Source organism: Donghicola sp. (assembly GCF_025210255.1).
GTDB classification, from domain to species: domain Bacteria; phylum Pseudomonadota; class Alphaproteobacteria; order Rhodobacterales; family Rhodobacteraceae; genus Donghicola; species Donghicola eburneus.
This window is the reverse complement of sequence record NZ_JAOARZ010000042.1, coordinates 84,407-105,667: the sequence shown is the minus strand read 5'-3', so window position 1 is coordinate 105,667 and position 21,261 is coordinate 84,407. Positions and strand designations below refer to the sequence as shown.

Sequence of the window (21,261 nt, the reverse complement as noted above, 5' to 3'; positions counted from 1 at the left end):
CGATGGGGCTAGGGTCGGACCGAACACATCAGCCCGCCCGAGGGACGCCTCGGGCGGGTCCAACCTAAATCAGGTGCAGCGATGACCGATCAATCCCCGAACGACCAGTTCCATGCCTCAAGCTTTTTGCAGGGACACAACGCCGAATACATCGAACAACTATATGCGCGTTACGCCACAGACCCGAACTCGGTAGACGAAGCGTGGCAAGCGTTTTTTGCCGCCCTCGGTGATGGGGAAGTTGAAGTCAAACAAGAAGCCGCAGGTCCGTCTTGGGGCCGCAGCGACTGGCCGATGATGCCCGCAGGCGACGACGTCTGGGCTCTGACAGGCGAATGGCCCGAAGCGGCCAAAGAAGTCAAAGGCGCTGGCGACAAGATCAAAGCCAAAGCCGCCGAAAAGGGCGTCGAAGTCTCCGAGGAGCAGATTAAGCGTGCTGTCCTCGACTCCGTCCGCGCGCTGATGCTGATCCGCGCCTACCGTATTCGTGGCCACCTGGCCGCCGATCTGGACCCGCTGGGTCTGCACGGCCGTGAGCCCCACCCCGAATTGGACCCCAAGGCGTATGGCTTCACCGAAGCCGACATGGACCGTCCGATCTTTATCGACAACGTTCTGGGCCTGCAGGTCGCGTCCATGCGCCAGATCGTAGACATCGTCAAACGCACCTACTGCGGCACCTTTGCCCTTCAGTACATGCACATCTCGGATCCCGAGCAGTCCGCATGGCTCAAAGAGCGCATCGAAGGCTTCGGCAAGGAAATCACCTTTACCCGTGAAGGCCGCCGCGCGATCCTTAACAAACTGGTCGAGGCCGAAGGCTTCGAAAAGTTCCTGCACGTGAAATACATGGGCACCAAGCGTTTCGGCCTCGACGGTGGCGAAGCGCTGATCCCCGCGATGGAGCAGATCATCAAGCGCGGTGGCGCGCTGGGTGTCAAAGAGATCGTCATCGGCATGCCTCACCGCGGTCGCCTGTCGGTTCTGGCCAACGTGATGAACAAGCCCTACCGCGCGATCTTCAACGAATTCCAGGGCGGCAGCTTCAAGCCCGAGGACGTTGATGGTTCGGGCGACGTGAAATACCACCTCGGCGCATCGAGCGACCGCGAGTTCGACGGCAACAGCGTTCACCTGTCGCTGACCGCGAACCCCTCGCACCTCGAAGCGGTGAACCCCGTTGTTTTGGGCAAGGCGCGCGCCAAACAGTACCAGCTAGACGACTCGGACCGCACACAGGTTCTGCCCGTTCTGCTGCACGGTGACGCGGCATTTGCCGGTCAGGGTGTTGTGGCAGAGTGCTTTGGTCTGTCGGGTCTGACCGGTCACCGCACCGGCGGCACCATGCACATCGTGGTGAACAACCAGATCGGCTTTACCACCGCGCCGCACTTCTCGCGGTCATCTCCCTACCCCACAGACATCGCTCTGATGGTTGAGGCGCCGATCTTCCACGTGAACGGCGACGACCCCGAAGCTGTTGTGCACGCGGCCAAGGTTGCGACCGAGTTCCGTCAGAAGTTCCACAAAGATGTTGTTCTGGACATCTTCTGCTACCGCCGCTTCGGTCACAACGAAGGCGACGAGCCGATGTTCACCAACCCGCAGATGTACAAGCAGATCAAGTCGCACAAGACCACTCTGTCCCTGTACACCGAGCGTCTGGTCAAGGATGGCCTGATCCCCGAAGGCGAAATCGAGGATATGAAGGCGCAGTTCCAAGCGCATCTGAACGACGAGTTCGAAACCGGTAAAACCTTTAAGCCGAACAAAGCTGACTGGTTGGACGGTCGCTGGTCGCACCTGAACAAGCAGGGCGAAAAGTACCAGCGCGGCAAAACTGCGATCGCGCCCGAAACTATGGAAGAAGTCGGTAAATCGCTGACCCACGCCCCGGACTCGGTCGACATCCACAAGACCGTCAAGCGTCAGCTCGAAGCCAAAGCCAAGATGTTCGAAACCGGCGAAGGTTTTGACTGGGCCACCGGCGAAGCGCTGGCATTCGGCTCGCTCTTGACCGAAGGCTACCCCGTGCGTCTGGCAGGTCAGGACTCGACACGCGGCACCTTCTCGCAGCGTCACTCGGCGTTCATCGACCAATCGACCGAAGAGCGGTACTACCCGCTGAACAACATCCGCGAAGGTCAGGCCCGCTACGAAGTCATCGACTCGATGCTGTCGGAATACGCGGTTCTCGGTTTTGAATACGGCTACTCGCTGGCAGAGCCCAACGCTCTGGTTCTGTGGGAAGCCCAGTTCGGCGACTTCGCCAACGGCGCGCAGATCATGTTCGACCAGTTCATCAGTTCGGGCGAAAGCAAGTGGCTGCGTATGTCCGGTCTGGTCATGTTGCTGCCCCACGGCTTCGAAGGTCAGGGCCCCGAGCACAGCTCGGCGCGTCTGGAACGCTTCCTGCAGATGTGTGGTCAGGACAACTGGATCGTGGCGAACTGCTCGACCCCGGCGAACTACTTCCACATCCTGCGCCGCCAGATGCACCGCAGCTACCGCAAGCCGCTGGTTCTGATGACTCCGAAATCCCTGCTGCGCCACAAGCTGGCCGTCAGCAAGGCCGAGGACTTCACCACCGGTTCCAGCTTCCACCGTGTCCTGTGGGATGATGCGGAACGCGGCGGCAACTCGGAAACCACTCTGGTGTCGGACGACAAGATCAAACGCGTCGTCATGTGCTCGGGCAAAGTCTACTACGACCTGCTCGAAGAGCGTGACGCCCGTGGCATCGACGACGTCTACCTGATGCGTGTCGAACAGTTCTATCCCTTCCCCGCGATCTCGCTGGTCAAGGAACTGGAACGCTTCCCGAATGCAGAGATGATCTGGTGTCAGGAAGAGCCCAAGAACCAGGGTGCATGGACCTTTATCGAGCCCAACATCGAGTGGGTTCTGGGCCGCATCAAAGCAAAACACAGCCGCCCCCGTTACGTCGGCCGCGCTCCCAGCGCATCGCCCGCAACCGGTCTGGCATCGCAGCACAAAGCACAACAACAGGCGCTCGTCGACGAGGCGCTGACCATCGAAGGAAACTGAGCAAATGACTGAAGTCCGCGTTCCCACCCTGGGCGAATCCGTGACCGAAGCAACCGTCGCCACCTGGTTCAAAAAGCCCGGCGACCGTGTTGAAGCAGATGAAATGCTGTGTGAGCTGGAAACCGACAAGGTCACCGTCGAAGTCCCCAGCCCCGCCGCAGGCACTCTGGCCGAAATCGTTGCAAACGAGGGCGACACCGTGGGCGTCGACGCCCTGCTCGCCAACATCTCTGAGTCCGGCGAAGCGGCAGCACCTGCTGCACCAGCCGCCAAATCCGAAGCACCTGCCGAAGCCCCCGCGGCGTCGGGCGGTTCCTCGGTTGACGTGATGGTCCCAACCTTGGGCGAGTCCGTCACCGAAGCCACCGTATCGACATGGTTCAAAAAGGTCGGCGATACTGTCGCTCAGGACGAAATGCTGTGCGAACTGGAAACCGACAAGGTGTCGGTCGAGGTCCCCTCGCCCGCAGCTGGCACTCTGACCGAGATCCTGTTTGACGAAGGCTCGACCGTCGAAGCCGGCGGCAAGCTGGGTATCATAGCATCGGGCGACGGCGCAGCCGCTGCTGCCCCCGCCTCGGCCCCTGCCGCAGCGCCCGCAGCATCTTCGTCGACCGGCAAGGACGTCGAGCATGCCCCTGCCGCCAAGAAAGCCATGGCCGAGGCTGGTCTGTCCGCAGATCAAGTTCAGGGCTCGGGCCGCGACGGTCGCATCATGAAAGAAGACGTGGCCAAAGCCGCTGCTGCAGCTGCCGCTGCAACCTCGGCAGCCCCCGCGCCTGCTGCCTCTGCAGCGCCCCGTGGTACCGCAAACGCAGACGACGCATCGCGTGAAGAGCGCGTAAAGATGACCCGCCTGCGCCAGACTATCGCCCGCCGCCTGAAGGACGCACAAAACACCGCAGCCATGCTCACCACCTACAACGAGGTGGACATGACCGAGGTGATGGCGATCCGGAACCAGTACAAAGACGCGTTCGAGAAAAAACACGGCGTCCGCATGGGCTTCATGTCGTTCTTCACCAAAGCTTGCGTGCACGCTCTGAAAGAAGTGCCCGAGGTGAACGCCGAGATCGACGGCAACGAGGTGGTCTACAAGAACTACGTCCACATGGGCATCGCGGCTGGCACCCCTCAGGGTCTGGTCGTTCCCGTCCTGCGTGACGTAGACCAAAAGTCCTTTGCTGAGATCGAAAAAGAGATCGGTGAAAAAGGTCGCCGCGCCCGCGACGGCAAACTGTCCATGGCAGAGATGCAGGGCGGTTCGTTCACCATCTCGAACGGCGGCGTCTACGGCTCGCTGATGTCCTCGCCGATCCTGAACCCCCCGCAGTCGGGTATCCTGGGCATGCACAAGATCCAGGATCGTCCCATGGCCATCAACGGCAAGGTCGAAATCCGTCCGATGATGTACCTCGCGCTGTCCTACGACCACCGTATCGTCGACGGCAAAGGCGCTGTGACCTTCCTCGTGCGCGTCAAAGAAGCGCTCGAAGATCCCCGTCGCCTGCTGATGGACATCTAAAACCACACCGCCCCCACCACGCGCTGGTGGGGGCGCCCCTTCTCCTTGCCGCATAGGCGCCCGAAAATGACGACCGAACTCACAGTCCTCACCCTCGCCGCCTTGCTCCAGGTCGTTCAATTCGTCCTGATGTCCGTCCCTGCGAACTTAGAGTTGGGACAAGGCAAGACCCTCGGCCCCCGCGACCCTGACCGCCTCGGCAAACCGCTGATTGAACAGGTCTCTGTCCGCACTGGCCGCCTCTTCCGCGCATTAAACAACCATTTCGAGGGGCTGATCCTGTTTTCGATCGCCTGCCTCGTGACCACCGTCTCCGGCCAGTCCACCGCTCTGACCGGAACTTGCGCATGGATCTACCTGATTGCCCGTGTCATCTACGTGCCCGCCTACGCCTTCGGCTGGGTGCCGTGGCGCTCGCTTATTTGGGCCGTGGGCTTTCTCGCCACAACCATCATGCTGGTCGCCGCCCTGCTCTGACCAGCGTTCGCACTTAACGCCAAGCCCTTCATCTTGGCACCAATACCCCGGGGGTCCGGGGGCAGCGCCCCCGCCCTAGACCACCAGAAAGGAACTTCGAAAATGGCATCCTACGACGTGATCGTGATCGGCTCTGGCCCCGGCGGCTATGTCTCCGCCATTCGTGCCGCACAGCTCGGCCTGAAAACCGCCTGTGTAGAGGGTCGTGAAACCCTGGGCGGCACATGCCTGAACGTGGGCTGTATCCCGTCCAAGGCTCTCCTGCACGCCACCCACCAGCTGCACGAAGCAGAGCACAACTTCGCCAAGATGGGCCTCAAGGGCAAATCTCCCAGCGTCGACTGGAAACAGATGCAGGCCTACAAAGACGACGTGATCGGCCAGAACACCAAGGGCATCGAGTTCCTGTTCAAGAAGAACAAAGTCGACTGGATCAAGGGTTGGGCGACCATCCCCGAGGCCGGCAAAGTCAAAGTCGGTGACGAAGTCCACGAGGCCAAGAACATCATCATCGCTTCCGGCTCCGAAGTTGCGACCCTGCCAGGCGTCGAGATCGACGAAGAGATCGTCGTGTCCTCGACCGGCGCGCTGTCCCTGCCCAAGACCCCCAAGAAAATGGTCGTCATCGGCGCAGGCGTCATCGGTCTGGAACTAGGCTCGGTCTACAAGCGCCTCGGCGCCGAAGTGACAGTGGTCGAATACATGGACGCGATCACCCCCGGTCAGGACGCCGAAGTGGCCCGCACCTTCCAGAAGCTGCTTCAAAAGCAGGGCCTCGAATTTGTTCTGGGTGCCGCTGTGCAGGGCGTCGAAACCTCGAAGTCCAAAGCCAAAGTCACGTACAAGCTCAAGAAGGACGACAGCGAGCACACGCTCGACGCGGATGTCGTTTTGGTCGCCACCGGGCGCAAACCCTTCACCGATGGCCTCGGCCTTGCTGACCTTGGCGTTGAGATGACCGAGCGCGGCCAGATCAAGACCAATGCCCAATGGCAGACAAACGTCCCCGGCATCTACGCCATCGGCGACGTCATCACCGGCCCGATGCTGGCGCACAAAGCCGAAGACGAAGGCATGGCCGCCGCCGAAGTGATCGCGGGCAAGCATGGCCACGTGAACTACGGCGTCATCCCCGGCGTGATCTACACCCACCCCGAGGTTGGCAGCGTTGGCGCCACCGAAGAGCAGCTGAAATCCGAAGGCCGCGCCTACAAGGTCGGCAAGTTCAGCTTCATGGGCAATGGCCGCGCCAAGGCGAACTTCGCCGCCGATGGCTTCGTCAAGATCATCGCGGACAAGGAAACCGACCGCATCCTCGGCGCACACATCATCGGCCCGATGGCCGGTGACCTGATCCACGAGGTCTGCGTTGCGATGGAGTTCGGCGCCTCTTCCGAAGATCTGGCCCTGACCTGCCACGCGCACCCGACCTACTCCGAAGCCGTGCGCGAAGCCGCTCTGGCTTGCGGCGATGGCGCGATCCACGCCTAAGGCGCCAAATCGACAAAACCTGCAAAACCCCCGCCCCGCGCGGGGGTTTTTCCTTTGGATCAGAGGGGCCCTGCCACCCGCGACGCCACCCCCCCTTGCGCTCCCAATTTACCTGACTTAAGTCAGACAAATGACCCACGATCCGATCTCCCGCTTCCGCCGCTTTGCCCGCTCCGTCACGACAGAGGTGGGTGCGCTTGATGAATCCTTCCTCGGGCGCGGTCGATCTCTTGGTGCAGCCCGCGTCCTGAATGCCATCGGCCACGGGCATGCCGACGTGGCAGACCTGCGCACCTACCTGAACCTCGACTCAGGGCTCCTCAGCCGCCTCTTGCGCCAGCTTGAGGGCGAAGACCTGATCACCCTATCCCCAAGCCCCACTGACGCCCGCGCGCGCATTGCCGCGCTCACCCTAGCAGGAAAGGCCGAATTCACCGCCTACGAAGAGATCAGCAATACCCGCGCCGCTAACCTTCTGGACCGTCACCCGCACCCCGAAGCGTTGCTCGCTGCGATGGATTTGATCGCCAGCGCCCTCGGCCAGGACCGGACCGTGATCGAGGAACGCGACCCGCGTGACCCTCAATCGCTGTTCTGCTTGAATGAATATTACGCCGAACTCGGACGCCGCCTGCGCACAGGTTTTGACGTCAACCTGAGCTGTGATCCGCAGGCGACCGACATGATCCCGCCACGCGGCGCCTTCTTGGTTGCGCTTTCGGACGGCATGCCGATCGGGTGTGTCGGCGTCAAAGGATCGGGGGCTCCCATCGCCGAAATCAAGCGCCTGTGGATTGCGCCGTCGGCACGTGGGCTTGGGATGGCCAAACGCCTGATGACCGCCGCGGAAACGCGGGCCAAAGCGCTGGGGATCCAAACCCTGCGGCTCGACACCAATAGCGCCCTGCCCGAAGCGATCCGGCTCTACCAAACCACCGGCTGGACCGAGATTGATCGCTTCAACGACGATCCCTACCCCGACTTCTTTTTCGAAAAGACCCTCTGACGCGCCCCGCCACACAAAAAAAGCCGGATGAGCGAGGATCAGGCTCATCCGGCTAGTCGTTCCACAAGCAAGCTTGTGAGCGGTGCGACTACTGCGAAGGGTCAAAACGCGGTAGACATGGAGTTAAACGCAAGGTCCAAACCCTTCCGTCGCTGCACCTGCAAAAAAGTTAGAGAATTTTTCAGGAGTCGGTTTTCCGGAAACCAGCCTCGGCCATCAGGGCATCAGAACGGGTTTCGACCGACTCTTTAAGCACTTTCATCATGCTATCCACACTCGCCCCCGGCGGGATCGGGTCTAGAAATTCGACCACAGCCAAACCCGGCTTGCGGTAGATGCCATGACGCGGCCAGAACACGCCCACGTTGGTGGCTGCGGGCACACAAGGCTGCCCCGTCTCGCGGTAGAGTACCCCCGCCCCAACCTTATAGGGCGCATCTACACCCGGAGCGACCCGCGTGCCTTGGGGGTAAATGACCAACTGGCCTGCAGGGGCGTCGCCATGCTTGACCTCTTGGATCATCTTGCGCATCGCTTCGGCCCGCCTGCCCCGCTCGACCGGAACGCACCCGATCCGGCTGGCATACCAGCCCAGAACAGGGGTGAACCGCAGGCTCGCCTTCATGATGTACTTTGGGCGCGGGATCACGCTGGCGATCATGATAATGTCGAGAAAGCTCTGGTGCTTGGACGCGATGATCACCTCGTCCACCGGCACTGGGCCGCGAATTTCGGTTTTCAAACCGACCATCCAGCCCGCCGTCCAGCGGACCCATTTGCAATAGGCATGGATCGCCGCATACGCCCCTCGCCGATCAAACAGCGCCCATGGCAGATAGAGCAGCCCAAGGACGGGCATCATCAGGTACATCTGGATAATGAACAGAAGGGATCTGACCCAGCGAAACGCCTTTGCCATTTATCGCAGTCCTCTCAACGTCCGCATCGCGGCCGCACGGGTCGCGAAATAGGCCACGACGGCCCCCAGAGGCGGGATAACCAGCGGCAGGACCCATTGCCAGCCCTGAAATCCAAGGCCGGTTAGAAATCCCCCCTCGGTCTGAGCACCGGGCAGCAGCAAAATCGCCACCATCCCCGCCAAGGTTCCGATCACCCCGCCAGCCAGCGCCCGCAGGGTAAAGCGCCGGACAAAGGCACCGGCGATATACACGTCAGTCGCCCCCACCAAACGCAGCACACGAATGACTTGCGCGTTGGCCGCCAGTGCGGCGGTCGCCGCCAGCGTGATCATCGCGGCCATTGTTCCACCAATGAGCAGCAGCGACAGCGTCCCAAGTCGCCGCAAGCTGATCGCAGCGCGGATCAGGGGCTTGCGCCACTGGGAGTGGTCATCCAGCGTCGCGCCCGGCACCTCTGCCTGCAGGCGTAGACGTAAGCCATTGGGATCATAGCCATCGCCCTCTTCGACCACTTCGATCAACTGCGGCACGGGCAAGGCGGCCAAGGACACGCCATTCCCAAACCAAGGGGCCAGCAGCTCTTGTTGCTCTTCGTCTGTCAGGGCACGGGCTCTTTTGATGCCCGGCGTTGTGGACAAAACACGCAGGGCTGCTTCGGTCTGTGCGTCCATTTGGGCCGCTGGCGCAGAAATCCGGATGGTCGAGGACCGCGCCAATTCGTCGCCCCAGCGGACAGCCAAACGGCCTGTCGCCATGGACAGCGCCATCGCGAATACTGCCAAAAACGCCATGGCCGCCGCGCTGAACAGGGTCAGGCGAACCGTATGGCCTGTGGGCGGCACCACGCGATCAGCCTGCGTGTCGGCCTGAAGAATCGACAAAATCCAGCGGAAGGGGCTCATAGATCAGCCCCCGCGAATTGCAGCTTGCGGTTCGCGATACGCAACACACGCGCTTGGACTTGCGACTTGGCCGCGCGGATCAGCGCCAGATCATGGGTCGCGATGAGCACAGTTTTGCCCAGACGATTCAATTCGATCAGCAGGGTCAGCAGGCGTTGCGACATTTCCCAATCCACGTTGCCCGTCGGCTCATCGGCAAGGATCACATCCGGCGACATGATGATCGCCCGCGCCAAAGCGGCCCTCTGCCGCTCGCCGCCAGACAGCTCGGGGGGCAAGGCCCGCGCCCGATGGGACAAGCCAACCCATTGGATCAATTCACGCAAATTCGAGTCGTCAAAGCTGGCTTGGCCCGACACCGTCAGCGGAAGTGCGATATTTTCGTGCAGCGGCAGATGGTCCAGAAACTGGCAATCCTGATGCACCACCCCGATCCGCCGACGCATGACTGCCAGATCATCGCGGCTCAGGTCGCGCACATCCTGACCGAACAGCCGAACGGCCCCTGCGGTCGCTGTCAGATCCCCGTAACACAAGCGCAGGAAAGTAGTTTTCCCCGCCCCCGAAGGCCCCGTCAAAAAGTGGAATGCGCCAGGCTGCAAGTGCAACGAGACCCCGCTCAGCAGCTCTCCACCGCCATAGCTGTAAGCCATGTTGTCCAGCTCGATCACCGTGTGCCCCTCGCTTTATCTGCCTCATATGCTTTTGCCGTAAGCCACACAGTGTTGCAATGCACGGCAAACATTGACTTTGCCTTCGTTTCAACAAGGATTACAACGGACTGGAAATGATAACTCACCTATGACGCCTTTGTCGTCGAAACGGGGGCTTGATGCGGCTAACCTGTCCGAATTGCGGCGCGATTTACGAAGTTCCGGATAACGTGATTCCGGAGGACGGGCGGGACGTGCAATGCTCGAATTGCGCGCATACGTGGTTTCAGGGGCCCGCAACGCCAGCTGACCCCGCCGAAGAGGCGCCCGCGCCCGTAGAAGAGCCGCAAGAAGAGTTCTTTGAGCCGCAAGAACAGGTGACAGAACCCGAGGCATCCGCGGACGACGAAATTTCGCCCGAAGAGATGCTGGATCGTCTGGCCGCCGAAGAAGAGGCCGAATCCGAGCGTCCGACCGAGCCCGACGACGAATTCGAAGACGAAGAGGGCGCGCCTGCACCCACCGCCATGCCCATGCGCCGCGAGTTGGACCCGATGGTGCGCGAAGTCCTGCGCCAAGAAGCCCAGTACGAAGCCGACCGCCGCGCCAAAGACGACGGGGAGGCGCTGGAAAGCCAGCCCGAGCTTGGGCTCGACCAGCCCGTTCGCAAACGCATCATCCCTGCCGACATCCCCTCCCTGCGCGAGAAAGAGGCCCAAGAGGCCTCCGAGGCCGAAACCGACAGCGAAGAGACGCCTGAGACGGACGTTGAACAGGACACCGCCCACCGGTCGCGCCGTGACCTTTTGCCAGATGTCGAGGATATCAACTCGACCCTCCGCACCCGCGAGGCGCCCAAGGTCCGGTCTGTCCGCACCCCCGGTGAATTGATGGAAGACCCCGAAGAAGTCCGCCAACGCGGCTTCCGCTCGGGCTTTTTCCTGACGCTGATTTTCGCGCTGCTGCTGGCGATGTTCTATGTCAAAGCGGGTGCACTCTCGGCGTCCATGCCTGCAACCGCCCCCGTCTTGCGCACCTATGTCGAGGCCGTGGACGGCGCTCGCAACTGGCTCGACACCAAGGCCCGCGGCGTCGCAGGCTGGCTCGACAGCTTCAGCTCGGAAAACCAGTCCGAAGGCTAAACCCTTAGAACCGGTCGAGCAATCTGTTCAGGTAATCCCGCTCTTCTTCGGGGCGCTCTGTTTCGGCAGAGCGGCGACGGATTTCGTCGGTCAGCTCTTCGGCGCGGCGGTATACATCCTCGCCTTGCAGCAGCTCATCTTCGGTGCCCATCGGAGCGCCATTGCCTTCGCGGCGGCCCAAGGGATCCTCGCGGCCCTCGCCGGACGGACGGCCCTGACCTTGCTGACCACCGGCCTGCTGCTGGCCCTGCTGTTCACCTTCGAGCGCGTCGTTCAGGCTTCGCAGCCCTTCGCGCATGCTCTCGATCGCATCGGCCTGACGGTCAATCGCCTCGCCCAAATCATTGTCGCGCAGGGCATCTTCGGCCTGATCCATAGACCGCCCCGCATCTTCAAGGCTCCGGCGCGCAGCTTCGCCCTCTTCGGTGCCCGCGCCGGGCAGGTTGCGCCGCTGGCGCTCTAGCTCATTGCGCAGGGACCGCTGGCGCTGCGCCAACTGATCGGCAAGCCCTGGGCCCTGCCCCTGACCGTTCTGGGCCTGATCTCCCTGTTGGCCTTCGCCTTGCTGGCCTTGTTGACCCTGTCCCTGCTGCTGGCCTTCTTGACCTTGCTGACCCTGCTGACCTTGGTTCAACTGGTCAAAGGCATCATCCGACAGCTCTTGCTGTTCGCGCAGGGTGTTGCCCAGATCGTCCATGGCTTGCTGGCCCTGACCGCCCTGCCCTTGTTGGACGGTCATGTTTTCCATCATCTGCATCAACTGATCCAGCAATTGCTGCGCCTCGGCCATGCGGCCTTCGTTCATCAGCTCTTGGATGCGGTCCATCATTTCCTGCAGATCGTTCTGCGTCAGCTCCATGGTGTTCTCAGAGTTGCTCTGCGCATCGTTGTCCATCTGCTCGCCGTTGCGCTCGGCCAATTCCTGCATGAACTCGCGTGTCGCTTCGCGCAGCTCCTGCATCAGACGCTCGATCTCTTCGGGGCTCGCGCCGTTGCGCATCGCCTCCGTCAGACGTTCCTGCGCCTCGCGCATCCGCTCGCGCGCATCCTCCAGATCACCATCCTCGAGCTCCAGCGCATAGGCCCAAAGCTCTTCGGCAAAGGCATCCCGTGCCGCACTGTCCATCTCGGGCCCAGCCGTCTCCAGCCGCACCATAATGCCCTGCAATGTCTCGTACCGCTCCATATTGCGGAAAACGTCCTGCGGGCGATAGGTCACAGCGCGCATCAACTGCGTAATCCGGCCCGTATTCTCGCGGTTCCACAAGAGGTCGCGCCGCGCCTCAATCACGGCCCGCGCCATCGGATCAAAGAACCGCCGCCCCGGCAAGCTAAAGGCCAGCACATCGGAATGGCCGGTCTGCCCCACGGCATCCTCGACCTCTAGCACCACGTGCACGGGTAAATTCGCCCACGGATGCTTGGAAAAATCCTCACGCAGAAATTCGGAAAACGCCTGACGGCTACCAGAATAGCTCAGTGGCAGATCAAGCCGCACCGCCTCGCGCGGCTCTGGCGCGACCTCCAGCCCATAGCGCCGGTCCACAGAGGCCAGATCAAGCCGTACCTCTGCACTGCCCCCGACAATCCCGTAGTCATCTTCGGCATAGAACGGCAGGCTCATCTCGCCCTCGGGCGTCACCTCGACCTCGCCATTTTGCGACACCGTGGGCGCCGCATCGGGCCGCAGCGCAATGGTCCAGAGCCGACCGCCATCGCCGGTGATCTCAAGCGTCCCGCTCTGCTGCACCATGACCTCTCTGGTCCGCACAAGCGCATCGGCGGCGGTCATCAATTGCTCGGGCGGTGCGCCGCTGATCGTCTCTTCGACCGACAGCCCGTCACCCCCATACAGGCGGACGGTGATCCGGCTCCCCTGCATCAGGTCCAGAGGCCCAGCGGCCAAATCATTCAAATACAGCGCAGGCTGACGGGTATGCGCAGGCGGCTCGACCCATCCTTCCCATGACGGCCCCGCCGCTTGGGCGGCCCCGCTGCCCGCGCCATCAGACAACGCGCCCATCTGGCCAAACGACCCGAACAAAAGGCCCATCGCCACAGCTACAATCGCCACATAGCGCAGAGCATAGGGATCACGCTTGGTCTGGCTCAGCGCAGGGCCCACGGCTTTTGCCGCCTGAACCCGCTCTGCCATGCGCGCCAAATGGGCCCGCCACAGCGCCTCGGATGCGGGGTCCCCGTTGCCAACAGCGGGACGGTCCCGCAGCGCTGCGATCGGGCGGCCCGGCAAAGTCGCATCCAGCCGACGCAGCGCATCCTCGCGCGACGGCACATGGAATGACCGCAGCCCCCGCACCAAATAGACAGCCACCGCCAGACCGAACAGACCAACCGTAAGCGCCAGCCCCCAAAACGGAAGCGGCCCGAACAGGCCGAACATCATCAGTCCCGCAAACACAAACAGCACCGACCAGACAGGCCAAAAGGCATGCGTCACACGCTCTGCCCACAGGCCCGCCCACGTCAGTGCCAGCGGTTTACGAATGGATTTCGGAAGCTGTTCTTGCGCTGCCATGCACCTCGCCCGGAATAGCTTGCTCCGGGCGACATTGCCTCAGAGCCACTCAGGGATGGTATCGCGGTTTATGATTTCGTCAAAGCTTGGCCGCGGACGGATGACAGCGAATTGATCATCCTTCACCAGAACCTCGGGGATCAGGGGCCGCGTGTTGTATTCACTCGACATCACAGCGCCATAAGCCCCCGCACTGCGGAAGGCGACCAGATCCCCCTCGGCCAGTTTCGGCATCATGCGCCCCTTGGCAAAGGTGTCGCCCGATTCGCACACCGGCCCCACGATGTCATAGGGCTGCTGCTCTGCGCCCGGCTCGGCCTCTTGCACTGGCACGATATCGTGGTGCGCGCTGTACATCGCCGGACGGATCAGATCGTTCATCGCCGCATCAATGATCATAAACTCGCGGCCTTCGCCCTCTTTCAGATAGATGATCTGGCTGGCCAGAATGCCCGCATTTCCCGCGATCAGACGACCGGGCTCGATCTCGATCTCGCAGCCCAGATGGCCCAATTCTTCCTTGATCATGCTGCCGTATTCCACGGGCAGCGGCGGCGCGGAATTGCCGCGCTCGTAGGGGATCCCCAGACCGCCGCCCAGATCCAGACGCGAAATCTCGTGCCCATCCGCGCGCAGCGTCTCGGTCAGTTCCGCCACCTTGCGGTACGCCAGACGGAAGGGTTCCAAATCGGTCAACTGGCTGCCGATATGCACGTCGATGCCAATAACCTTCAGGCCCTTCATCGCTGCAGCCTCGGCATAGACCTCTCGCGCCTTGGCGATCGGGATGCCAAACTTGTTCTCTGACTTGCCGGTCGCAATCTTCTCGTGGGTCTTGGCATCTACATCCGGATTCACCCGCACGGTGATCGGCGCCACAACGCCCAAAGACTGCGCCACACGGTCAATCGCCCGCATCTCGGGCTCTGATTCCACGTTGAACTGGCGAATGCCACCGGTCAGCGCCGCGCGGATTTCCTCTTCGGTCTTGCCCACGCCGGAAAACACGATCCGGTCGCCGGGCACGCCCGCCGCCTTGGCCCGCGCATATTCCCCGCCAGAGACCACATCCATGCCCGCGCCCAGCGCCGCCAACGTCTTCAGGATCGCCTGATTGCTGGCGGCTTTCATCGCGTAGCACACCAGATGATCTATGCCGGCCAGAGCCTCATCGAACAACTTGAAGTGACGCTCCAGTGTCGCAGTCGAGTAAATATAAACAGGCGAGCCAACCGCCGCGACGATTTCGGAAACCGGCACGTCCTCGGCAAAAAGTGCGCCATCGCGGTACAGGAAATGATCCATGGGCCAGCCTCCTTTGCGGCGTTTCATTGCGCCGCCTTTTAGGCACAGCCGCCGGACGAAGCAATCACAGCCGCGCAAAAGCGCCTAGATATTTGCTTTATTTCCGGTCTTTTCCTGATAGGCGCGCCAATCAGCCATCAGCTTTTCCCGCCGGATCGGGTAGCGGGCGTCCAGCACGTCAATCGCCTCAATCTGCGAAATGGCAAAATGGCGAAAGCCGTCGCGCAACTCGCACCAAGCGACCAGAACCCGCACCTCTTCGGCATGGGCCATGACCAACGGCCAGATCATCCGCGACGTCACCTTGCCCTTGTTGTCGCGGTATTTCATGCGGACAATGTTGCGCCCCCGCAGGGCCTGCCGCAACACCGCGCTGTCAAAGACGGGCAGCTTTGCCGGAGCTTTCCCGCCGTCCATGATCACCGGACGCAACTCCGCTGGCATCTGCTGGCTCAGCTTCACAAGCAGGGACCGTGCCGCGGCAGCGACCGAAGCGTCCCCGTTGTCCACAGCCCAAGCCGCCCCCATCAGCGCGGCCTCTAACTCGTCTTCGGTCAGATGCAAGCCATGCGCCGCACGCTCTCGCACCAATTGAAACCCGTGTTCAGCATCACCCTCGACCGGAAAATTCCGGCGCATCAGCACCCGCAAATCCTCGGACACGATGTTCGCAGGCACGCCAACAGCCTCTGCCAGCGCCTCAATGCCGACAGGATGGCTCTGGGCCTGTAAAACTTTCATGGTCCGGACCAGACGGTCTTTCTGCATCATGATGGTGTTCCTCTTGCGCCCAAGAGTGCCACGCCCAAGCCTAATCGAACATTCCGCCATTCGACGGCCACCCCCTGCCCATCCGGCAGGCCGACGATCCCAGCAGATACCCCCAAACGCGAAAAAGCGGGCCGCCGATGCGCGCCCGCTCCTTCATCTTGGCATAAATACCCAAAAAATCGGACGGCTCAGTCGATCGGCCGGCTCCGGAAATAGAGGTACAGCGGCAACCCGCAGCTGACCCCGATGCAGAACGTCGCCGGAATCGCGATCAGCGAAATCCAATTCCGCCGGACCCAAACCTCGGCCAGAATCCAGACGGTCAGCGCAATCGCCGCAATCGTCAGATCCCAAACCAGCCCGCTCGAGGCCGCGTTCGCATGCCACGCGTCAATCATCGGCCCCATCGCAAACCCGTTCTGCCAGAACCAGGTCAGGAAATAGGCCATGGGGTGCACAGCCCCCCACAGCGCCAAAGCCAGATAGATCACGCGCAGCGGTGTCATCCCGAAATCCCCATCTCTGCGGTTCCGGACAGTGTCACGCCAAACGCAGGTTCACCCTTTTCCGGACGCTCAGGCTCGCCATCCGCGCCGCACGCGGCCAGCAAAGCCACCAGCCCAAGGGCAAAAATCCGTGTCATCCCAGAACCTCTTTCCAACGCGCCACCTGCGCGCGGACCTGTTCCGGCGCGGTGCCCCCATAGGACATGCGCGACGCAACCGAGTTGTCCACCCCGAGCACACCGAAAACTTCGTCCGTGATCGCGTCGTGAACCGATTTCATGTCGTCCAGCGTCAGGTCAGGCAGATCGCAATTCTTCGACTCGGCCAGCGCCACCAGCGAACCGGTCACGTGGTGGGCATCGCGGAACGGCATATCCAGCACGCGCACCAGCCAGTCGGCCAGATCGGTCGCGGTCGAGAATCCGCTGCCCGCCGCCGCGGCCAATTGCGGACGGTTCGCGCTCATGTCCTTGACCATGCCTTCCATCGCGGCCAGCGCCAGCATCAGGTTGTCGGCAGCGTCAAAGACCTGCTCTTTGTCTTCCTGCATGTCCTTGGAGTAGGCCAGCGGCAGACCCTTCATCACCATCATCAGCGCAACGTTGGCGCCGAAAATCCGGCCGATCTTGGCGCGGATCAGCTCGGCCGCGTCAGGGTTCTTTTTCTGCGGCATGATCGACGAGCCGGTCGAGAAACGATCCGACAGGGTCACAAACCGGAACTGGGCCGAGGACCAGATCACCAGCTCTTCGGCAAAGCGGCTCAGGTGCATCGCGCAGATGCTCGCGTTGCTCAGGAACTCCAGCGCAAAGTCACGCGCCGACACTGCATCGAGCGAGTTCGCCATCGGGCGATCAAAGCCCAGCGCCTCGGCGGTCATATGACGGTCAATCGGGAACGAGGTGCCTGCCAGCGCCGCAGCACCCAAGGGGCTTTCGTTCATGCGCGCGCGCGCATCCTTGAAACGGCTCAGGTCGCGGCTGAACATCTCAACATAGGCCATCATATGGTGGCCCCACGTCACCGGCTGCGCGGTCTGCAGGTGCGTGAAGCCGGGCATCACCCAGTCCGCGCCCGCCTCGGCCTGCACCAGCAGCGCACGGATCAGCGCCTCGACCCCGCCAATCGCGGCGTCAATCTGGTCACGCACCCACAGACGGAAATCGGTCGCCACCTGATCGTTGCGCGATCGCGCGGTGTGCAGACGACCTGCGGGTTCGCCCACGATCTCCTTGAGCCGTGATTCCACGTTCATGTGGATATCCTCAAGGGCAGTCGAAAACTCGAAAGATCCGCTTTCGATCTCTGACAACACCGTGAGCAGGCCTTCACGAATGGCCTCTGCATCGCTATCCCTCAGGATGCCTTGTGCAGCCAGCATGGCCGCATGGGCCCGAGAGCCCGCGATGTCCTGTGCGGCCAACCGCTTGTCGAACCCGATCGAGGCATTAATTGCCTCCATGATCGCGTCCGGTCCAGCGGCAAAGCGGCCGCCCCACATTGCGTTCGAGGAAGAGTCTGACATGTCGTGCCCCCGGAGGTCTTGATGCGCCTTGTAAAGTCCCTGTTGCTCTATACTGCCATGTGTCTGGTTGCAAATGGCCCTGCACTTGCCGCTGACACCGCCACGTTAGAGGCGCTGCGACATGGCGACATGAAAAAGCTGTCTTTTCACGCAGAGCCCAAAAGCGTCTCCGATCTGGAATTCAGCGGTCCCGACGGCGCCATGCGTCTGACCGACTTTGACGACCAGATCGTTCTGGTGAACTTCTGGGCCACATGGTGTGCGCCCTGCCGCAAAGAGATGCCCATGCTGTCGGACCTGCAAACCCAGCTTGGCGGCGACGAATTTCAGGTTGTCACACTGGCCACTGGCCGCAATTCGCCCGAAGGCATCGCCAAATTCTTTGGCGAAATCGGGGTCGAGAACCTGCCCCACTACATGGACCACCGCCAAGCTATCGCCCGCGATATGGGTGTCCTTGGCCTGCCGGTCACGATCATTCTGAACCGCGACGGTCAGGAGATCGCGCGTCTCATGGGGGACGCGGATTGGTCCAGCGACAGCGCCAAAGACATCCTGCAAACCCTGATCGACGAACCGGCTAGTTAATGCGCCCAGTCGCAGGCCGCCTCGTGGTCGTCGACCATGCCGACAGCCTGCATGAATGCATAGACCGTGGTCGGCCCGACAAAGCGAAAGCCCTTTTTCTTTAGGGCTTTTGACAGCTTGACCGAAACCTCGGTCTGGGCCGGCACATCGGCCAAAGTCGCCGGCTGCGGCGTCATCGGAACGCCGCCGACAAACGACCAGACAAACTCAGAAAACCCCTCTTCCCGTTCGACGGCAATCCATGCGCGGGCGTTGCCAATCGTCGCCTCGATCTTGCCCCTGTGCCGGACAATCCCCGCATCGCCCAGCAGCCGCAGCACATCCTCTTCGCCCCACTTGGCGATCACGTAAGGATCAAAGCCCGCAAAGGCCGCGCGAAACCCCTCGCGCTTTTTCAGGATCGTCAGCCAGTTCAGCCCCGCCTGAAACCCCTCCAGACACAGGCATTCAAACAGCTTTCGCCCGTCCCGCTCGGGCACGCCCCATTCGGTGTCGTGATACTCTTGGTACAGCGCATTCTCCGTGACCCATCCACATCGTGTGACCATTATCGCGACTCCTGACTAGCGGCCTGAATGCAAACAAACCATGAACACGCGTCGAAACCAATCTCCAATTTTCAGCGCATTTGCCCGTTTACACGTCGTTAAAACAGAATCGCCCAGCCTGCCTTCGTGGTGGGAGTATTGGAATGTTTGAAAAACATAAGGGCCGGAAACGGTCAAAGGGGCTGAACCCCCTAGAAACAGCCGTGCGCTCGCGCGATTCGGATATCCTTGCGATGGTCGAGCGTGCCCTGCGGCACAAAGAGGTGATGCTGGCCTATCAGCCCGTGGTTGTCACCGATGATCCCAGACGGATCGCCTTTTACGAGGGGCTGATCCGCGTTCTGGATGAGACCGGACGGGTCATTCCAGCACGCGACTTTATGCCCGTGGCAGAGGCAACGGACATGGGTCGCATCATAGATCGTATCGCTTTGGAATTCGGCCTGCTAGAGCTGTGCCGCAACCCCCAATTGCGTCTGTCGATCAACCTGTCAGCCAAATCGCTGCACGACCCCAAATGGCACAAAGTTCTGCATCACGGACTGGCGCGCGACGGCACTGTGGGCGAGCGGCTCATCCTCGAGATTACCGAGGAATCCGTGATGACCCGCCCAGAGCAGGTGCTTGATATAATGGACGATATTCAGCTCAAGGGCGTCGCTTTTGCCTTGGACGATTTCGGCGCAGGCCGCACCGCCATCCGCTATTTCAAGGACTTCGCCTTCGACATTCTCAAGATCGACGGCAGCCTGATCCGCGGCATCGACACATCGCCTGATAATCAGGCAATCGTCCGTGCGCTCATGTCCATCGGTCAGCACTTCGAGATGTTCACCATCGCAGAACATGTTGAAACCAAAGAGCAAGCGGACTGTTTGCGCGCCCTCGGGGTCGATTGTCTCCAAGGTTATTTCTTTGGCGCTCCCAGTTTGAGACCCGCGTGGCACCAAAGTCGGACTCGGAAACGACTTGCCTAGCGCTAACAGCGACGAACGAACTGTTGTGGCACCGCAGAATCCTGCTACCAATACACCGTCGGTGGAGGGAGGATGAGGCCGACGATAGCGGCCTCGACGGCCCTCTGCCCCGAATTTTGGTAGAGGACACCGCATATGACGAACGTAGTTATCGTATCCGCCGCGCGCACAGCAGTTGGCAGCTTTCTTGGGTCTTTCGCAAACACCCCCGCCCACGAACTGGGCGCCACCATGCTGCAAGCACTGGTAGAGCGCGCGGGCATCGATAAGAGCGAAGTATCGGAGACGATCCTCGGTCAGGTTCTGACCGCCGGTCAGGGCCAGAACCCTGCCCGTCAGGCACACATCAACGCTGGTCTGCCCATCGAATCCGCCGCGTGGGGCATCAACCAGGTGTGTGGCTCGGGCCTTCGCGCCGTTGCTCTGGGCGCCCAGCACATCATGCTCGGCGATGCGGCCATCGTGGCAGCGGGCGGTCAGGAAAACATGTCGATGTCGCCCCACTGCGCGGCACTGCGTCAGGGCCAGAAAATGGGCGACCTGAAGTACATCGACACCATGATCAAAGACGGTCTGTGGGACGCGTTCAACGGCTACCACATGGGCCAAACCGCTGAAAACGTGGCGGACCAGTGGCAGATCACCCGCGAAATGCAGGACGAATTCGCTGTCGCCTCGCAGAACAAGGCCGAAGCCGCTCAAAAGGCTGGCAAGTTCGCGGACGAGATCGTGCCCTTCACCATCAAAACCCGCAAGGGCGAGATCGTGGTTGATGCGGACGAATACATCCGTCACGGCGCCACCATGGAAGCCATGCAGAAACTGCGCCCCGCCTTCACCAAGGACGGCTCGGTCACCGCGGCAAACGCCTCGGGCCTGAACGACGGCGCAGCGGGCGTCATGCTGATGACTGCAGAAGAAGCTGAAAAGCGCGGGCTGGAGCCTCTGGCACGCATCGCATCCTACGCGACCGCTGGCCTCGACCCCTCGATCATGGGCACCGGCCCCATCCCCGCATCGCGCAAAGCGCTCGAGAAGGCAGGCTGGAAAGCCGAAGATCTAGATCTGGTCGAAGCGAACGAAGCCTTTGCCGCGCAGGCCTGCGCCGTGAACAAAGACATGGGCTGGAACCCCGACGTGGTGAACGTGAACGGCGGTGCAATCGCCATCGGTCACCCCATCGGCGCGTCCGGTGCCCGCATCCTGAACACCTTGCTGTTCGAAATGAAGCGCCGCGACGCCAAGAAAGGTCTCGCGACACTGTGTATCGGTGGCGGCATGGGTGTTGCCATGTGCTTCGAACGGCCGTAAGACAAATGGGCGCGCAAGAAAATTGCGCGC

At 61.6% G+C, this 21,261-nt stretch carries 19 protein-coding genes; 9 read left to right on the top strand and 10 right to left on the bottom strand.

The window, feature by feature from the left end:
• Nucleotides 1–81 precede the first annotated feature (81 nt).
• The 5 genes from N4A58_RS18925 to N4A58_RS18905 all read left to right on the top strand — a co-directional run bounded on the left by N4A58_RS18925 (nt 82) and on the right by N4A58_RS18905 (nt 7,547).
• Entirely contained in the window at nt 82–3,048 is a 2,967-nt protein-coding gene (locus N4A58_RS18925) for a 2-oxoglutarate dehydrogenase E1 component (protein WP_293712672.1), read from the top strand.
• 4 nt (nt 3,049–3,052) lie between these two features.
• Entirely contained in the window at nt 3,053–4,573 is a 1,521-nt protein-coding gene (odhB, locus tag N4A58_RS18920; protein WP_293712670.1) for a 2-oxoglutarate dehydrogenase complex dihydrolipoyllysine-residue succinyltransferase, read from the top strand.
• Between the two features lie 66 nt (nt 4,574–4,639).
• Entirely contained in the window at nt 4,640–5,050 is a 411-nt protein-coding gene (locus tag N4A58_RS18915; RefSeq protein WP_293712668.1) for an MAPEG family protein, read from the top strand.
• Between the two features lie 102 nt (nt 5,051–5,152).
• Entirely contained in the window at nt 5,153–6,541 is a 1,389-nt protein-coding gene (lpdA, locus tag N4A58_RS18910; protein ID WP_072707875.1) for a dihydrolipoyl dehydrogenase, read from the top strand.
• A gap of 130 nt (nt 6,542–6,671) precedes the next feature.
• Entirely contained in the window at nt 6,672–7,547 is an 876-nt protein-coding gene (locus N4A58_RS18905) for a helix-turn-helix domain-containing GNAT family N-acetyltransferase (protein WP_072707877.1), read from the top strand.
• 181 nt (nt 7,548–7,728) lie between these two features.
• Here N4A58_RS18905 and N4A58_RS18900 read toward each other — a convergent pair whose 3' ends face one another.
• From N4A58_RS18900 to N4A58_RS18890, 3 genes are read right to left on the bottom strand one after another with little or no spacing between them, the layout of a single operon-like run.
• Nucleotides 7,729–8,466 (bottom strand): 1-acyl-sn-glycerol-3-phosphate acyltransferase, encoded by a 738-nt coding sequence (locus tag N4A58_RS18900; RefSeq protein ID WP_293712666.1) that lies wholly within the window; start codon nt 8,464–8,466, stop codon nt 7,729–7,731.
• Nucleotides 8,467–9,369: a cell division protein FtsX gene (locus N4A58_RS18895; RefSeq protein ID WP_293712664.1), complete on the bottom strand. Its 903-nt coding sequence runs from the start codon at nt 9,367–9,369 to the stop codon at nt 8,467–8,469.
• Nucleotides 9,366–10,040, bottom strand: a complete 675-nt coding sequence (locus N4A58_RS18890; RefSeq protein ID WP_072707884.1) for a cell division ATP-binding protein FtsE — start codon at nt 10,038–10,040, stop codon at nt 9,366–9,368. The genes N4A58_RS18895 and N4A58_RS18890 overlap by 4 nt, the downstream gene beginning before the upstream one ends.
• Before the next feature lie 161 nt (nt 10,041–10,201).
• On the opposite strand from N4A58_RS18890, the gene N4A58_RS18885 reads away from it, so the two are divergent.
• The gene (locus N4A58_RS18885; RefSeq protein WP_293712661.1) at nt 10,202–11,164 is read left to right on the top strand and encodes a zinc-ribbon domain-containing protein; all 963 of its coding nucleotides are present in this window, start codon (nt 10,202–10,204) and stop codon (nt 11,162–11,164) included.
• A gap of 4 nt (nt 11,165–11,168) precedes the next feature.
• Here the strand turns inward: N4A58_RS18885 and N4A58_RS18880 are convergent, their stop codons facing one another.
• The 6 genes from N4A58_RS18880 to argH form a co-directional block, all read right to left on the bottom strand.
• Nucleotides 11,169–13,700 (bottom strand): TIGR02302 family protein, encoded by a 2,532-nt coding sequence (locus tag N4A58_RS18880; protein ID WP_293712659.1) that lies wholly within the window; start codon nt 13,698–13,700, stop codon nt 11,169–11,171.
• A 39-nt stretch (nt 13,701–13,739) separates the two neighbouring features.
• Nucleotides 13,740–15,005 (bottom strand): diaminopimelate decarboxylase, encoded by a 1,266-nt coding sequence (gene lysA / locus N4A58_RS18875; RefSeq protein WP_293712657.1) that lies wholly within the window; start codon nt 15,003–15,005, stop codon nt 13,740–13,742.
• Nucleotides 15,006–15,089: 84 nt separating this feature from the next.
• The gene (locus N4A58_RS18870) at nt 15,090–15,776 is read right to left on the bottom strand and encodes a YafY family protein (RefSeq protein WP_293712655.1); all 687 of its coding nucleotides are present in this window, start codon (nt 15,774–15,776) and stop codon (nt 15,090–15,092) included.
• Between the two features lie 188 nt (nt 15,777–15,964).
• Nucleotides 15,965–16,282, bottom strand: coding sequence for a DUF2834 domain-containing protein (locus N4A58_RS18865; protein ID WP_072707894.1), 318 nt, complete (start codon nt 16,280–16,282; stop codon nt 15,965–15,967).
• Entirely contained in the window at nt 16,279–16,419 is a 141-nt protein-coding gene (locus tag N4A58_RS18860) for an argininosuccinate lyase (protein ID WP_072707896.1), read from the bottom strand. Before N4A58_RS18860 ends, N4A58_RS18865 begins: the two co-directional genes overlap by 4 nt.
• Nucleotides 16,416–17,807 (bottom strand): argininosuccinate lyase, encoded by a 1,392-nt coding sequence (gene argH, locus N4A58_RS18855; protein WP_293712653.1) that lies wholly within the window; start codon nt 17,805–17,807, stop codon nt 16,416–16,418. The genes N4A58_RS18860 and argH overlap by 4 nt, the downstream gene beginning before the upstream one ends.
• A gap of 21 nt (nt 17,808–17,828) precedes the next feature.
• On the opposite strand from argH, the gene N4A58_RS18850 reads away from it, so the two are divergent.
• Nucleotides 17,829–18,395, top strand: coding sequence for a TlpA disulfide reductase family protein (locus N4A58_RS18850; RefSeq protein WP_293712651.1), 567 nt, complete (start codon nt 17,829–17,831; stop codon nt 18,393–18,395).
• Here the strand turns inward: N4A58_RS18850 and N4A58_RS18845 are convergent.
• Nucleotides 18,392–18,943, bottom strand: a complete 552-nt coding sequence (locus tag N4A58_RS18845; RefSeq protein ID WP_293712650.1) for a DNA-3-methyladenine glycosylase I — start codon at nt 18,941–18,943, stop codon at nt 18,392–18,394. The genes N4A58_RS18850 and N4A58_RS18845 overlap by 4 nt on opposite strands.
• Before the next feature lie 143 nt (nt 18,944–19,086).
• Between N4A58_RS18845 and N4A58_RS18840 the strand changes: the two genes are divergently transcribed.
• Entirely contained in the window at nt 19,087–19,920 is an 834-nt protein-coding gene (locus N4A58_RS18840; protein ID WP_293712648.1) for an EAL domain-containing protein, read from the top strand.
• Between the two features lie 135 nt (nt 19,921–20,055).
• Nucleotides 20,056–21,231, top strand: coding sequence for an acetyl-CoA C-acetyltransferase (locus N4A58_RS18835; protein ID WP_293712646.1), 1,176 nt, complete (start codon nt 20,056–20,058; stop codon nt 21,229–21,231).
• Nucleotides 21,232–21,261: the final 30 nt, after the last annotated feature.